Annotated in this window: 14 protein-coding genes; 12 read left to right on the forward strand and 2 right to left on the reverse strand. The window is 60.3% G+C overall.

Annotated features, from left to right (window positions below; genetic code table 11):
* Positions 1-23 precede the first annotated feature (23 nt).
* From V6L81_RS01350 to V6L81_RS01395, 10 genes are read left to right on the forward strand one after another with little or no spacing between them, the layout of a single operon-like run.
* Positions 24-2,285 carry an MMPL family transporter gene (locus V6L81_RS01350; protein ID WP_372241740.1) on the forward strand — a complete coding sequence of 754 codons (2,262 nt, stop codon included), beginning with the start codon at positions 24-26 and terminating at the stop codon, positions 2,283-2,285.
* Positions 2,279-3,442, forward strand: coding sequence for a sodium:proton antiporter (locus V6L81_RS01355; RefSeq protein ID WP_095020169.1), 1,164 nt, complete (start codon positions 2,279-2,281; stop codon positions 3,440-3,442). The genes V6L81_RS01350 and V6L81_RS01355 overlap by 7 nt, the downstream gene beginning before the upstream one ends.
* Before the next feature lie 2 nt (positions 3,443-3,444).
* Positions 3,445-4,677, forward strand: a complete 1,233-nt coding sequence (locus tag V6L81_RS01360) for an NAD(P)/FAD-dependent oxidoreductase (protein ID WP_404824648.1) — start codon at positions 3,445-3,447, stop codon at positions 4,675-4,677.
* Positions 4,674-5,429 carry a class I SAM-dependent methyltransferase gene (locus V6L81_RS01365; protein ID WP_095000874.1) on the forward strand — a complete coding sequence of 252 codons (756 nt, stop codon included), beginning with the start codon at positions 4,674-4,676 and terminating at the stop codon, positions 5,427-5,429. Before V6L81_RS01360 ends, V6L81_RS01365 begins: the two co-directional genes overlap by 4 nt.
* Before the next feature lie 5 nt (positions 5,430-5,434).
* Positions 5,435-5,953, forward strand: a complete 519-nt coding sequence (locus V6L81_RS01370) for a DUF3261 domain-containing protein (RefSeq protein ID WP_165446537.1) — start codon at positions 5,435-5,437, stop codon at positions 5,951-5,953.
* The gene (locus V6L81_RS01375; protein ID WP_338660433.1) at positions 5,950-7,137 is read left to right on the forward strand and encodes a beta-ketoacyl-[acyl-carrier-protein] synthase family protein; all 1,188 of its coding nucleotides are present in this window, start codon (positions 5,950-5,952) and stop codon (positions 7,135-7,137) included. The genes V6L81_RS01370 and V6L81_RS01375 overlap by 4 nt, the downstream gene beginning before the upstream one ends.
* Positions 7,134-7,601 carry a hotdog family protein gene (locus V6L81_RS01380; RefSeq protein ID WP_095025232.1) on the forward strand — a complete coding sequence of 156 codons (468 nt, stop codon included), beginning with the start codon at positions 7,134-7,136 and terminating at the stop codon, positions 7,599-7,601. The genes V6L81_RS01375 and V6L81_RS01380 overlap by 4 nt, the downstream gene beginning before the upstream one ends.
* Positions 7,594-8,322: a 3-oxoacyl-ACP reductase FabG gene (gene fabG / locus V6L81_RS01385; protein ID WP_095000870.1), complete on the forward strand. Its 729-nt coding sequence runs from the start codon at positions 7,594-7,596 to the stop codon at positions 8,320-8,322. The genes V6L81_RS01380 and fabG overlap by 8 nt, the downstream gene beginning before the upstream one ends.
* A complete protein-coding gene (locus V6L81_RS01390; protein WP_095000869.1) occupies positions 8,322-9,548 on the forward strand; it encodes a beta-ketoacyl-ACP synthase in 1,227 nt (408 codons plus the stop codon). The genes fabG and V6L81_RS01390 overlap by 1 nt, the downstream gene beginning before the upstream one ends.
* A 19-nt stretch (positions 9,549-9,567) precedes the next feature.
* Complete coding sequence (locus tag V6L81_RS01395) at positions 9,568-10,008, forward strand: hypothetical protein (RefSeq protein WP_095000868.1); 441 nt, start codon at positions 9,568-9,570, stop codon at positions 10,006-10,008.
* A 599-nt stretch (positions 10,009-10,607) separates the two neighbouring features.
* On the opposite strand, the gene V6L81_RS01400 is transcribed toward V6L81_RS01395, so the two are convergent.
* Positions 10,608-10,946, reverse strand: a complete 339-nt coding sequence (locus V6L81_RS01400; protein WP_095000867.1) for a YceK/YidQ family lipoprotein — start codon at positions 10,944-10,946, stop codon at positions 10,608-10,610.
* A gap of 441 nt (positions 10,947-11,387) precedes the next feature.
* On the opposite strand from V6L81_RS01400, the gene V6L81_RS01405 reads away from it, so the two are divergent.
* Positions 11,388-11,567, forward strand: coding sequence for a DUF6124 family protein (locus V6L81_RS01405; protein ID WP_095017718.1), 180 nt, complete (start codon positions 11,388-11,390; stop codon positions 11,565-11,567).
* A gap of 42 nt (positions 11,568-11,609) precedes the next feature.
* Here V6L81_RS01405 and V6L81_RS01410 read toward each other — a convergent pair whose 3' ends face one another.
* The gene (locus V6L81_RS01410; RefSeq protein ID WP_095000866.1) at positions 11,610-12,512 is read right to left on the reverse strand and encodes a LysR family transcriptional regulator; all 903 of its coding nucleotides are present in this window, start codon (positions 12,510-12,512) and stop codon (positions 11,610-11,612) included.
* 221 nt (positions 12,513-12,733) lie between these two features.
* Between V6L81_RS01410 and V6L81_RS01415 the strand changes: the two genes are divergently transcribed.
* Positions 12,734-13,912 carry an MFS transporter gene (locus V6L81_RS01415; protein ID WP_404824670.1) on the forward strand — a complete coding sequence of 393 codons (1,179 nt, stop codon included), beginning with the start codon at positions 12,734-12,736 and terminating at the stop codon, positions 13,910-13,912.
* Positions 13,913-13,936 lie beyond the last annotated feature (24 nt).

The following is a 13,936-nucleotide window of genomic DNA, read 5'->3' on the forward strand; positions in this document are numbered from 1 at the left end:
TTCTGGTTCTGTTGCTGGCCGTGATGGCACTGGCTGGCTGGCAGTGGCGCCACGGTGCGCCGCTGTCGGCCAACCTGATGGAGCTGGTGCCGGGCGACACACCGGATGCGCTGGAGCTCAGCGCCGAACAGCGCATGCAAGAGCCCCTGAACCGCGAAATGCTGGTGCTGGTCGCCAGTGCAGACCGTCAGCAGGCGATCGCCAGCGCTCAACAATTGGGCGAGCAATGGCAAGCCAGCGGCCTGTTTGAAAAGGTCCAGTGGGACCTGCAAGCCGACCTCCCGGCCCTGCGCGAGCAACTGCTGCGCGGGCGTCTGGCGATGCTCTCGAACGCCGACCGTACCCAGTTGATCGAACACCCCGAGGCCTTTATCCAGCAGCGGGTGCAGGCGTTGTTCGACCCCTTTACCGGCTTTAGCCTGGTGCCCAGCCAGGATGACTGGCTGGGCCTGACCGGTCGCATTCAAAACAGCCAGCCGCAACGCGGTGCGGTGCAACTGGACATTGGCAGCGGCGCCCTGATTGCCGATGCCGACGGCAAAAGCTGGGTGCTGTTGCGCGCCCGTACGCAAGGCAATGCATTCGATATGAAGCTGCCTCTGCGGGTCGCCGAACTGCTCGAACAGAGCCGTGAGCAGGTCGCTAAAAACGACGTGCAATTACTCGCCGCCAGCGGCCTGCTGTATGCCGCCAGCGGGCAACAACAAGCCAGCCGGGAAATCACCTGGGTCGGCGGTGGTGCAACGGTGGGTATTTTGCTGCTGTTGCTGCTGGCCTTCCGGCGCTGGCGCGTGCTGCTAGCCTTCGTTCCAGTGCTGGTGGGCATGCTGTTTGGCGCCGTGGCCTGTGTCGCGTGGTTTGGCAGCATGCACGTGATGACACTGGTGCTGGGCTCCAGCCTGATCGGCGTGGCGGTGGATTACCCCCTGCATTACCTGTCCAAAAGCTGGAGCCTGAGACCCTGGCGCAGCTGGCCCGCCTTGCGCCTGACCTTGCCCGGTCTGAGCCTGAGCCTGGCCACCAGTTGCATCGGTTATCTGGCGCTGGCTTTCACGCCCTTCCCGGCGTTGACACAAATCGCCCTTTTTTCCGCGGCCGGGTTGATCGGCGCTTACTTGAGTGCGGTGTGCCTGCTGCCGGCGCTGCTCAAAGGCGTCGAGTTGCGTCCTGCGCAATGGCCACTGAACATTGCGCAAAGTCTGCTTGATGCACGCGCAGCACTGCTGGAAAAAGTCCCGACGGCTGCGCTGCTGGCACTGCTGCTGACCTTTTGTGCCGCCGGCTTGTGGCAGCTCACCAGCAAAAACGACATCCGCCAATGGGTCGGCGCCCCGCCACAGTTGATGAACGAAGCCCAGGCCATTGCGCGCATCACCGGCTATCAGCCAACCAGCCAGTTCTTTCTGGTACGCGCCGACAACGAACAGCAATTACTGGAGCGCCAGAGCAGCCTGAGCCAGCGCCTGGAACAGTTGATCGGCAGCGGCAAGTTGCAAGGCTTTCTGGCCCTCAACCAACTGGTCAGCCAGCCCGGCGAGCAACAACGATTGCGCGCCGCCCTCAGCGCGCTGCCTCAACACTGGCAGCCGCTGCTGGCGCTGGGCGTACCCGAAAGCGCCTTGCAAACCGAGCTGGCGCAGTTGCAAGCCTTGCCCGATCAGTCAATCGACGATGCGCTGGCAGGCCCGTTGGCCGAACCATGGCGAGCACTATGGCTGGGCAAAAATACCGACGGCGTCGCCGCGATGGTCAGCCTGCAAGGTTTAAATGATGCCAGCCTGTTGCGTGCGCAAACGCAGGACTTGCCCGGTGTGAAACTGGTGGATCGCCTGGGGGACTTGAACAAAGTGTTTGCGGCCACACAAATCAGCGCTGCTGAGTTGAAGCTGTTGTCATGCGCGCTGATCGTCGTGCTATTGATCGCTCCGTTCGGCTTTGGCGGAGCATTGCGCATCGTTGCGCTGCCGCTCCTCGCCGCCCTGTGCAGCCTCGCCAGCCTTGGCTGGCTGGGCCAGCCGCTGACCTTGTTCAGCCTGTTCGGCTTATTGCTGGTCACCGCCATCAGCGTCGACTACGCGATCCTGATGCGCGAGCAAATCGGTGGTGCGGCCGTCAGCTTGCTGGGCACCTTGCTGGCCGCCCTGACCACATGGCTGTCGTTTGGCTTGCTGGCGGTGTCGAGTACACCGGCGGTGAGCAATTTCGGCTTGTCGGTGAGCCTGGGGTTGGCGTTCAGCTTTATCCTCGCCCCCTGGGCCGGTAAACAGGAGCATAAGCCGTGTTGACGGGTCTGTTCTGGCTGCTGGCGTTAGTCCTGTTTGCGCTGGCCACTCACGTGGGTCGGCGCTTTCGCATGATCCCGATTGTCAGCCAGTTGTTGCTGGCGTCCATCGGTTTGCCGTTGCTGATGCTGTTCTGGATCGAGCCGCACTGGCAGCTCAACGGTGCGCAACTGGTGGCGCCGGTCTGGCTCAAAAGCCTTTACAGCCTGAGCTTCGCCCTGTTGCTGGGGACCATTTTGAGCGACGTGATTGATCTGCGACTGGACCGCCAGAGCCTGAAAATCGCCCTGCCCAGCTTTGCCGTGCCCTTCGTCAGCGGGCTCGCCTGCGCCGTCTGGCTGTTGCCCGAGCAACCCTGGCTGAATTCGCTGGCCGTGGGGCTGGTGTTTGCCATCACTGCCATCCCGGTGCTGTACCTGTACCTGCGCCATATCGACTACCCGCCTGCTGCCTCCCGTCGCCTGGTGCAAAGCGCAATTGTGATCGACCTGACCTGCTGGAGCCTGTTCGGCCTGGCCCAGGGCAGCCTGAACCTGAGCAGTGTATTACTGCCGCTGGCCGGGGCTTTATTGCCGCTGCTGATGCGCGGCCTGCGCATTCGTCAGCCGCTGTGCTACAGCCTGAGTTTTTTCGCACTGTTGGTGGTGGCTGAACATTACCGCCTCAATGCGTTGATATTTGGCGTCGGCTATCTGGTCTGCATGGCATGGCTCAAGGTACCGCTGGTGATGCCGTTAAAGGCCGTGTGGCTTGAGCGCATGCAGACCACGCTGGCGATCCCGCTGATTCTGACGTTCGGCATTGTGCAGATTGATGTACACAGCGCCCTGGGCCAGATAAGCCCGCTGCAACTGGCGGCCCTGTTGCTTCTGCCGATGGCCAGCAAACTGCTGGGCAACTGGCTCGGACTGAGCTGGGCCACGCCCTCGTTTGCAGGCGCCAGCCGATGGCGTGAAAGCCTGCTGCTGAACATTCGCGGGTTGAGTGAGATCGTATTCCTCAACTTGCTGCTGCAACAACAGCTGATCAGTCCCGCGTTGTACTTCGCGTTGATACTGATGAGCCTCATCGCCACGCTGCTGCCGGCGCTGGCGGGTATGAGCAACCCCCCCTTGAAGTCTGCCGTGGTACCCGGCAAGGAGCGCCTGTGTCAGGAATAGAAATGGAACGTCGTCAGGTTGTAGTCATCGGTGCAGGACCGTCCGGCGCCATTGCCTCGGCCCTACTTAAACGCAAGGGCCACGATGTGCTGGTTATCGAGCGCCAGCACTTCCCGCGCTTTTCGATTGGCGAAAGCCTGCTTTCGCACTGCATCGACTTCATCGAAGAAGCGGGCATGCTGGACGCGGTGCAGGCCGCCGGCTTCCAGCTGAAAAACGGTGCTGCCTTCGCCTGGGGCGAGCAATACAGCGCCTTCGATTTTGGTGACACTTTCAGTAACGGCAAACCCACCACCTTTCAGGTGCAACGCGCGGACTTCGACAAACTGCTGGCCGATCAAGCCGCGCTGCAAGGTGTCGAAATCCGTTATGGCGAAACCGTGATCAGCACGGATATCGAGCGTGCCAAACCGCTCCTGCACATTGAGCGCGAAGACACCAGCCGCTATCAGGTTGAAGCTGACTTCATTCTCGACGCCAGCGGCTACGGCCGCGTATTGCCGCGCTTGCTCGACCTTGAAGCACCGTCGAACTTTCCGCTGCGTCAGGCGGTGTTTACCCACGTGGAAGACCGTATCGATTACGCAGGTTTTGATCGCAACAAAATCCTTATTACCACCCACCCGACCCAGCGCGACATCTGGTTCTGGAGCATCCCGTTCAGCAATGGCCGCACGTCGGTGGGCGTGGTGGCGGCAGCCGGGCATTTCGAAGGCCGCAGTGAAAACCTCGACACCTGCCTGCGCAGTTTTGTCGATGAAACCCCCAGTCTGCAACGGGTGCTGGCCAATGCCGTATGGGACACTCCGGCCCGTACCCTGGGCGGTTACTCGGCCAACGTCAAAACCCTGCACGGCCCCGGTTTTGCACTATTGGGCAACGCTGCCGAGTTCCTCGACCCGGTGTTCTCCTCGGGCGTAACCATCGCCATGCGTTCGGCGAGCATGGCGGCGGGCGTGCTGCACCGTCAGTTGCAAGGCGAGGCGGTGGACTGGCAAAGCGAGTTTGCCGAACCGCTCAAGCGCGGGGTCGACACCTTCCGTTGCTATGTTGAAGGCTGGTACGCCGGCACCTTCCAGGACGTGATCTACCACCCCGGTAGCCAGCCGCATATTCGCAGCATGATCAGCTCGATCCTGGCCGGTTATGCCTGGGACGAAAGCAACCCCTTTGTCAGCGAGTCCAGGCGCCGTTTGCGCATGCTGTCGGATATCTGCGCCACGGAGCCCGCATGAAACCTCTGAGCGATACCTACGTTGAAGAAACCCGCCTGGGGTTCTGGTTCTTGCGCAGCCACACCTGGCAGCACCATGTACTGCGGGTGGCCATCAATGACCTGCGCAGCCTGTTCAGTGATGAACTGCCAACCGCGCCGGTGATCCTCGATGCCGGTTGCGGCCAGGGCAAATCGTTCCAGTACCTGGACAAAACCTTCGCACCGAAGCGCCTGATCGGCCTCGATGCTGATCCCCTGAGCCTGCACTTGAGCGCCGAAGAAGCCCGGCGTCAGGGCATCGACATTGAGCTGATCGGCAGCGATTGCGCCGAGCTGAAGGTGGCCGATGACAGTATCGACATCCTGTTCTGCCACCAGACTTTTCATCACCTGGTGCAACAGGACCGGGCATTGGCCGAGTTCTACCGGGTGCTCAAGCCCGGTGGTTACTTGCTGTTTGCCGAGTCCACCGAAGCCTATATCGATACCTGGGTGATCCGCTGGCTGTTCCGTCACCCCATGCATGTGCAAAAAAGCGCAGCGCAATACCTGGAGATGATCCGTGACCAGGGCTTTGAATTTGAGCCACAGAATATCTCCTATCCTTACCTGTGGTGGAGTCGCTCCAAGGACTTCGGCCTGTTGGAGCGGGTTGGCTTGCTAAAGCCAAAACCGGTGGGCCAGCGTGATGAAACCCTGGTCAACGTGGTGGCGCGCAAACCCCAATCCCCTGTGGGAGCGGGTTTACTCGCGACAGGATCGCTGCTGTGAATCAGATGAACCGAGTTGCCTGCATCGCGAGCAAGCCCGCTCCCACACGGATAATGTTTGTGTGGTTAGTGATGTGCATGCTGCTCAGTAGCTGCACCAGCTTGCCGCTGCCCAGGAAAACGCCAACCCTGGCCCTGCCCATGCAATTGCATATCCAGCGCGAGCAGGCCGAACAACGGCAAGACTGGTTGCTGGTGATCCAGCAGCAAGGACCTGCCCTACGCTGGTCGCTGATGGACCCCCTGGGTATTCCGCTGGCGCGCCAATTACTGCAAGACGGAACCTGGCAGGCCGACGGTCTGTTGCCGCCCAACCCCGAGGCCCGCGAACTCTTCGCCGCGCTATTGTTTGCACTGACACCGGCAACTGAGCTGGCGGACAATTATCCACAAGCAAAAACTGCGGCTGACTTGCGAGTTATTGAACAGCGCTGGCAAGTGCACTACCAGCAACCCGAGGCATTTCGCATCGATATGAAGGGCGATCTGCATTACACAATCAGCCCGCTGGAGGCCGCCCCATGACTGCTTACCTCAACGCACTGGGCGTGGTCTGCTCTCTGGGCCGAGGCCCCGCCGAAGTGGCGAGCAAACTGTTTGCCGGTGACTGCTCGGGCATGCAGCGGCAAAGCGGCTGGGTGCCTGAACGCTCGCCGACCATCGGCGCGGTAAGCGGCGAACTGGCAGCGATCCCCGCTGGGCTCGAACAGCAAAACAGCCGCAACAACCGACTGTTGCTCGAAGCCGCATTGCAAATACAGGGCGATATTGAGCAAGCAATCGCTACCTTCGGCCGCGATCGTATTGCCATCGTGCTGGGCACCAGTACCTCGGGCATTGATGAAGCCAGTCAGGGCATTGCCCATTACCTGCAGCATCAGCAGTTCCCCGCTGATTACAGCTATCAGCAACAAGAGCTGAGTGCACCGGCCACGTTCCTGGCCGACTGGCTGAACATCAGCGGGCCGGCCTATGTGATCTCCACCGCCTGTACCTCCAGCGCCCGGGCGCTGATGAGCGCCCAGCGGTTGCTGGACATGAACCTGTGCGACGTAGTGATGTGCGGCGGTGTCGACACGCTATGCAAATTGACGCTCAACGGTTTTTCGGCGCTGGAGGCGGTGGCGGATGAGCGCTGCAACCCGTTTTCGGTCAACCGTCGAGGCATCAATATCGGCGAAGCGGCAGCGCTGTTCTTGATGAGCAGGCACCCCGCCAACGGCCACACCATCGCTCTGCTCGGCGCAGGCGCCAGCAGTGACGCGCACCATATTTCCGCCCCGGAGCCCAGCGGCCGCGGCGCCGTACAAGCCATGCACAAAGCCTTGGGGCGCGCGGGTTTACAGCCCGCTCAGATCGGTTACCTGAACCTGCATGGCACCGCCACCCAGCACAACGATGCGATGGAAAGCCACGCCGTGTCGCAGGTGTTCGCCAACGGTGTGCCGTGTTCGTCGACCAAACCCATGACCGGCCATACCCTGGGTGCGGCTGGCGCGCTGGAAGCTGCCTTCTGCTGGCTGAGCCTGAGCCACGGTGGTGCTTTGGCGCCCCATGTCTGGGACGGCCAAGGCGACCCGGCGCTGCCGGCGCTAAACTGGGTTACCCCCGGCCAGACCCTCGCACCCGCCCCACAGCGCTGCCTGATGAGCAATTCGTTTGCCTTCGGCGGCAATAACGTCAGCCTGATTATCGGAGAGGCCCCATGATTGACTGGCCACTCGCCGAACTGCTGCCCCACGCTGGCGACATGATCCTGATCGATCAGGTCCTGGCGTTTGATGAAGAGCAGATTGAAACCCGCCTGATCGTAAAAGCCGGCGGCCTGTTCAACCGCGAAGACGGTAGCCTGCCCGCCTGGGCAGGCATTGAGTTGATGGCGCAAAGCGTCGCGGCCTACGCCGGTTGTCGCGCCCGCTTGCAGGGCCGCCCCGTGGCGCTGGGCTTTTTGTTGGGCACACGTAAATTTGAATGTAACGTCGAACATTTCCCGCTCGGCGCCCCGCTGCATATCCACGCCCTGCGCTCACTGGAAGACGACAACGGCATGGGCGTATTCGAGTGTCACCTCACCGGCCCCGGTATCCATGCCAGCGCCCGCCTGAACGTGTTCCGTCCGCCCCAGGCTGACACCTACCTTGCTCAAACACCCCGGGAGACCCGCCATGACTGAGTCCATTCTGGTCACAGGTTCCAGCCGTGGCATTGGCCGCGCCATCGCCTTGCGCCTGGCCCAAGCCGGCTTCGATCTGGTCCTGCATTGCCGTAGCGGCCGCAGCGAAGCCGATGCCGTCATGGCCGAAGTACACGCCTTGGGTCGCAGTGCCCGGGTGTTGCAATTCGACGTATCGGATCGCACCCAATGCAAAGCCATCCTGGAAGCCGACGTTGAAACCCACGGCGCCTACTACGGCGTAGTGCTCAATGCCGGCCTGACTCGCGACGGCGCCTTTCCAGCGCTGAGCGAAGACGATTGGGACGTGGTGATGCGCACCAACCTCGACGGCTTTTACAACGTGCTGCACCCGGTGATGATGCCGATGATCCGCCGCCGCGCAGCCGGGCGTATCGTCTGCATTACTTCGGTCTCGGGCCTGATCGGCAACCGCGGGCAGGTCAACTACAGCGCTTCCAAGGCCGGTTTGATCGGCGCCGCCAAGGCTCTGGCCATCGAGCTGGGCAAACGCAAAATCACCGTCAACTGCGTCGCGCCGGGGCTGATCGACACCGCCATGCTTGACGAAAACGTACCGGTAGACGAACTGATGAAAATGATCCCCGCCCAACGCATGGGCACCCCCGAAGAAGTCGCGGGGGCGGTCAACTTTTTGATGTCGGCCGAAGCGGGCTATATCACCCGCCAGGTGCTGGCCGTCAACGGAGGGTTGTGCTGATGAAACGCGTCGTTGTCACCGGCATGGCCGGTATCACCTCGCTGGGCAGTGACTGGGCCAGTATCGAAGCCAACTTTGTGGTCGGGCGCAGCGGTATCCGGCGCATGGACGAGTGGGACCGCTTCGCTGAACTTAACACCCGACTGGCCGGCCCCATTGATGACTTTGTGGTGCCCGCCCACTGGACCCGCAAGCAACTGCGCAGCATGGGCCGCGTGTCGCGGCTGGCCGTCGGCGCTGCAGAGCAGGCCCTGCAGGACGCCGGCCTGCTCGACAACCCGATCATTCGCGACGGGCGCATGGGCGTAGCCTGCGGCTCGTCCACCGGCAGCACCGACGAGATCATGGCGTTCGGCAATATGCTGCTCAACTCGGTGGCAGACGGCCTCAATGCCAACAGCTACGTACGGATGATGCCGCACACCACAGCGGCCAATATCAGCATCTTCTTTGGCCTGACCGGGCGCCTGATCCCGACCTCCAGTGCCTGCACCAGCGGCAGCCAGGGGATCGGCTATGCCTACGAGGCCATCAAGTTCGGCCGCCTGCCGCTGATGCTCGCCGGCGGCGCCGAAGAACTGTGCCCCACCGAAGCGATGGTGTTTGACGCGCTGTACGCCACCAGCCTGAAAAACGACGCCCCGCACACCAGCCCACGCCCCTACGACAGTGGTCGTGACGGCCTGGTGATCGGCGAAGGCAGCGGCATGCTGGTACTCGAAGAGCTGGAACACGCACTGGCCCGTGGCGCCCATATCCACGCAGAAATCGTCGGCTTTGGCAGCAATGCCGACGGCCAGCACACCACCCGCCCGGAAGTCGGCACCATGCGCCGGGCGATGGAACTGGCACTGGAAGACGCCGGTATTGGCGCGGATGCCATCGGCTATGTAAACGGCCACGGCACCGCCACCGAACAGGGTGATATTGCCGAGACACTGGCCACCAGCGAGCTGTTCGGCAAACACATGCCCATCAGTTCGCAGAAGAGCTTTTTTGGCCATACCCTGGGCGCCTGTGGGGCGCTGGAATCCTGGTTCAGCATCGAAATGATGAACCGCGACCGCTACGTTCCCACGCTTAACCTCGATAAAGTCGACCCGCGCTGCGGCGAACTGGATTACCTGCGTGACGAGTTCCGGGTGATGCACAACGACTACGTGATGAACAACAACTTTGCCTTTGGCGGAGTCAACACATCGTTGATCTTCCGTCGCTGGGCCTGATACCTGTGGAACCCATGCAATGACTTACCTGCTGCGCATTACCTTGATTGCCCTGGCCCTGCTGACCACCGTGTCCTGCACCAGCAAACCCGTGTTCACCCCCGACCGCACATTACATGCCTCGATCAACAGCGACCGTGCGCAAATGCAACAGGCCATCGTCAAGGCCCTGGTCGGGCGCGGCTGGACAGTGCAAAAAATCACCCCGCAACTGGTGCAGGCGCAGATCACCGTGCGCGGGCAATACCACGCTGAAATCGACATTCCGTACAGCGCCGATCACTACCGGATCCAGTACCGCGACAGCAGCGGCCTGGACTACAAGGACGGCAAGATTCACAAGAATTACATTCGCTGGGTGCGCCTGCTGGATCGCGATATCGTGCGCGACCTCAAGGACAATCAGAACGAACGCACGGCCAAACAGCTGTCTGAAGCGGCGCGGGTAAAACCGTTGTAACCATCAGAAACGACAAAGGCGCCTTTCGGCGCCTTATTCACAAACAGACTGGCTTGTCATAGCACTGTGTCTGTCCGGCTCTGTAATGGCTGGTTTCCCAGGATTCTCAGAGTCTCACAAGCCCCTTGCGGGTACGAATGGACTATTACTCGCGCTAAGCGTTTAGGCAACCAGCATGACGCCCGCTTATCGTTTCTGGCCGCTCTTTTACAAGCTCAAAGCGCAGCGGACAGCCGATGTTTACGAATAACCACGATGGCCCTGACCTTGATCATTCCGGCACTTCATAGCCTCTGAAATCACAAATAAGTACGCTGCCTTCTTTCGGTTGATATTGAAGTGACATTGACTGGACCCGTGCTTAAAGAAGCGATTTTGCGCAGCTTTACTTTCAAGTTTCCAAGCGTGTTTTATAACTGCGCGTTTCGCAATTCTCGGCCAAACCGCAGCCCCTGCGGGCCATATTTCTTTCATTCGCAGGACATAACCTGCAAGGCCTGAACCGCGATGTAGCGCTGGCGATGGTGCATCTGATCCATCAGGCTAAAACGTCTGTGGATAAGTGACTGGCCCGGTAATACACGCTCCCAAAGCTACAACTATCGGGCGAGAGTGATACTTCCTTCGGTGCTTTGGCGATAAATCGTGTAAGGCAGCACCACCGTGTCAGCAATGGCGGAAGGCACGAAATCCAGAAGCCTGAGTGGTAGCAAGGCAGACGCTGCAATATCTTGTGAAACAGTAGGGGATGGCCCGTGCAGAATACACAGACCGTATGACACGCCACTGTAAACCCGGGGCACGGAATCACAGTAGGTTTTCCACTCTTTAAGATTACGACGCGTTACTTCATCACCACGCAATACCGTATTGGTCGTTCCACAACCGCTGAGTGCCAAGCATAAGCCAGCGAGCACTGCGTAACCTTTATGGGCCATGATCAAATCTCGATGTCAGGGGTTAATAACCTAACGACAAACGTGCACAAAAGGCGATCACCTCCCGGCATCGATTTGTTAAGAGATTTTTCGCCAAGAGGGAATCTTGCGCGCCAACATTTACCGGGCAGCGACGTCCGAGGGTCATATCTCTTTCATTCGCAGGACGCTTCCTAGAGAATCCTTGGGTCTTGCGCCTGTCTCTTTCGATCGCTAGCCTCCGGTACGTCATCCCCCATGGTTGACCGGGCGTGCAAGTCCGATTGAGATTTGAGTATCACCGCCAGAAACTCTGCTTTATGGCGGCTGTACGTGGGAGGTCTTCGGATCTGCCGGGTTTTGCTCCTATCTACCGGTCTTGCACACCCGCGTACAGCTGCCACCCTCTTTGTGTGCAAGCAAATGGTGACAGCTTCCAATTCGTATAGATGGAGACTCACCATGACTACACACGATCACGAACAAACCCTCGAACACACCGATGAACTGCTGCGCTGCGCCATCGCCACGGCCTATGCGTCGGCCGATAACCTGCAAGGCCTGAACCGCGATGTGGCGCTGGCGGTGGTGCATCTGATCCATCAGATCAAAGCGTCTGTGGATAAGTTGCTGGCTCGCTGATCAGCCCTGCCCTCACCCCAAACCTCTCCCTCCGGGAGAGGGCTAGGGTGAGGGGTGCACCATCTTGCGCGTCAGCAACTGCGCAAACGCGGTCGCCATCGGTGATGAGTGACCCTTGCGCTGCACCAGCCACACCGCCGTATTGGCATCGGTATCCAGCAACGGCCGATAAACCACACCCTTGATACGCATATGTTGGAACGACGCCGGCAGCACCGACACCCCCAACCCCGCCGACACCAGCCCGATAATGGTCATGGCCTCCCCCGCCTCCTGGGAGATATGCGGGCTGAACCCCGCCACCCGCGCCAGGCTGAGCAATTGCGCGTACAAGCCGCTGCCATAGCTGCGCGGGAAGAATACAAAGGGTTCGTCCGCCAATGCCGCCAGTTGCAAACCATCCTCGCTGCCTTCGGCCAGCGGGTGATCGGCGCGAATCACGGCCACCAGCGGCTCGCGAAACAGTTCAACAACATGCAACGAATCCGGCAACGCCAGCGGCCGCATGATCCCGACTTCGATGGACTCATCCACCAGCCCCTCGGCCACTTCGCGGCTGCTCATTTCCTTGAGGTCCAGATGCACCGCCGGGAACGCCTGGCGAAAGGCAAAAATGGCCTGGGGGATACTGGAGTTGAACGGCGCCGACGAGGTAAAGCCAATTTTCAATTCACCCAGCTCACCCAACTGCGCCCGCCGGGCCACGTCGGCGGCTTTGTCGACCTGGGCCAACACCCGCCGCGCCTCCTCCAGAAACAAGCGTCCGGCTTCGCTCAGGGCAACCCGACGATTGGTTCGCTCGAACAGCCGTGCCCCCAATTCCTGCTCAAGCGCCTGAATTTGCTGGCTTAGCGGTGGCTGGGAAATGCCCAGCACCTGCGCCGCCCGACCAAAGTGAAGCTCTTCGGCCACGGCAATGAAGTAGCGCAAATGGCGCAGTTCCATACAACCTCCATTAAGTCGTAAAACCTATTAAACAGGTCGAATTATATATTGGAAAGAATCGTTAGCCGCCTATATTCTTTTGTCATTGCCGTTCGGCTTTACCCCTATTTGAGGTCCCCGTGAAAACTGCCGCTGCACCCCTGGCCCACGAAATCCCGCCGTCCGCGCTGGATGATGTTGTTACCCAACTGAATGATGTATTTATCGAGAAAGGCACGCCGATGTTTATGCGCACGGTGCTGGCCCTGTTCTCGGGTGGGTTCGCAACCTTTGCCCTGTTGTATTGCGTGCAGCCGATGATGCCGGTGCTATCCCATGAGTACGGGATCAATGCCGCTCAAAGCAGTCTGATTCTGTCCGTGGCCACGGCGATGCTAGCCATTGGCCTGCTGATTACCGGGCCCATTTCCGATGCCTTCGGGCGCAAGCCCGTGATGGTGTTTGCGTTGTTTAGTGCCGCGCTGTTTACCCTCCTCAGTGCCCTGATGCCGACCTGGGAAGGTGTACTGATTACACGGGCGCTGGTAGGGCTGTCTCTTAGCGGGCTGGCTGCGGTAGCCATGACCTATCTGAGTGAAGAAATCCACCCGCAGCACATCGGCCTGGCCATGGGCCTGTATATCGGTGGCAACGCCATTGGCGGCATGAGCGGTCGTCTGATCAGCGGTGTATTGATCGACTTTGTCAGTTGGCACACCGCGATGTTGGTGATTGGCGCGCTGGCGCTGGTGGCCGCGGTGGTGTTCGTGAAAATCCTCCCCGAGTCGCGCAACTTCCGCCCGCGCTCGATGAATCCGCGCAGCCTGCTCGACGGTTTCACCATGCATTTTCGCGATGCCGGGCTGCCCTGGCTGTTTCTCGAAGCGTTCCTGCTGATGGGGAGTTTTGTCACCCTGTTCAACTACATCGGCTACCGCCTGCTGGCCGAGCCGTACAATATGAACCAGGCACTGGTAGGCTTGCTGTCGATCGTCTATCTGTCGGGTATCTACAGCTCGGCACAGATTGGCGCACTGGCCGACAAACTGGGCCGTCGTCGCGTACTGTGGGCGGTGATTGTGCTGATGCTGGCCGGGATCGCGCTGACCCTGCTCACACCCATTGCGTTTGTGATTATCGGCATGCTGATGTTCACCTTCGGCTTCTTCGGCGCGCATTCGGTGGCCAGCAGCTGGATCGGCCGCCGGGCAAGCAAGGCCAAGGGGCAGGCGTCGTCGCTGTACCTGTTCAGTTACTACGCCGGATCGAGCGTAGCTGGCACCCTGGGTGGTGTGTTCTGGCATCTGGCGGGCTGGAACGGCATCGGCTTGTTTATCTCCAGCATGCTGGTGATTGCCCTGCTGGTAGCGCTGCATCTGGCCCGGCTGCCAGTGCTGCCGGGAAACGCAAAGAACACGTAACTCCCTGCATCTGCGGCTACAGGC

The sequence above is a fragment of the Pseudomonas bubulae genome, assembly GCF_037023725.1.
In the GTDB taxonomy this organism is placed as follows: Bacteria; Pseudomonadota; Gammaproteobacteria; order Pseudomonadales; family Pseudomonadaceae; genus Aquipseudomonas; species Aquipseudomonas bubulae.

Coding starts and splice junctions, on each gene's coding strand:
- V6L81_RS01350 (WP_372241740.1), top strand. CDS start 24: ATGGCACTGGCTGGCTGGCAGTGGCGCCACGGTGCGCCGCTGTCGGCC.
- V6L81_RS01360 (WP_404824648.1), top strand. CDS start 3,445: ATGGAACGTCGTCAGGTTGTAGTCATCGGTGCAGGACCGTCCGGCGCC.
- V6L81_RS01365 (WP_095000874.1), top strand. CDS start 4,674: ATGAAACCTCTGAGCGATACCTACGTTGAAGAAACCCGCCTGGGGTTC.
- V6L81_RS01370 (WP_165446537.1), top strand. CDS start 5,435: ATGAACCGAGTTGCCTGCATCGCGAGCAAGCCCGCTCCCACACGGATA.
- V6L81_RS01375 (WP_338660433.1), top strand. CDS start 5,950: ATGACTGCTTACCTCAACGCACTGGGCGTGGTCTGCTCTCTGGGCCGA.
- V6L81_RS01380 (WP_095025232.1), top strand. CDS start 7,134: ATGATTGACTGGCCACTCGCCGAACTGCTGCCCCACGCTGGCGACATG.
- fabG (WP_095000870.1), top strand. CDS start 7,594: ATGACTGAGTCCATTCTGGTCACAGGTTCCAGCCGTGGCATTGGCCGC.
- V6L81_RS01390 (WP_095000869.1), top strand. CDS start 8,322: ATGAAACGCGTCGTTGTCACCGGCATGGCCGGTATCACCTCGCTGGGC.
- V6L81_RS01395 (WP_095000868.1), top strand. CDS start 9,568: ATGACTTACCTGCTGCGCATTACCTTGATTGCCCTGGCCCTGCTGACC.
- V6L81_RS01400 (WP_095000867.1), bottom strand. CDS start 10,946: ATGGCCCATAAAGGTTACGCAGTGCTCGCTGGCTTATGCTTGGCACTC.
- V6L81_RS01405 (WP_095017718.1), top strand. CDS start 11,388: ATGACTACACACGATCACGAACAAACCCTCGAACACACCGATGAACTG.
- V6L81_RS01410 (WP_095000866.1), bottom strand. CDS start 12,512: ATGGAACTGCGCCATTTGCGCTACTTCATTGCCGTGGCCGAAGAGCTT.
- V6L81_RS01415 (WP_404824670.1), top strand. CDS start 12,734: ATGTTTATGCGCACGGTGCTGGCCCTGTTCTCGGGTGGGTTCGCAACC.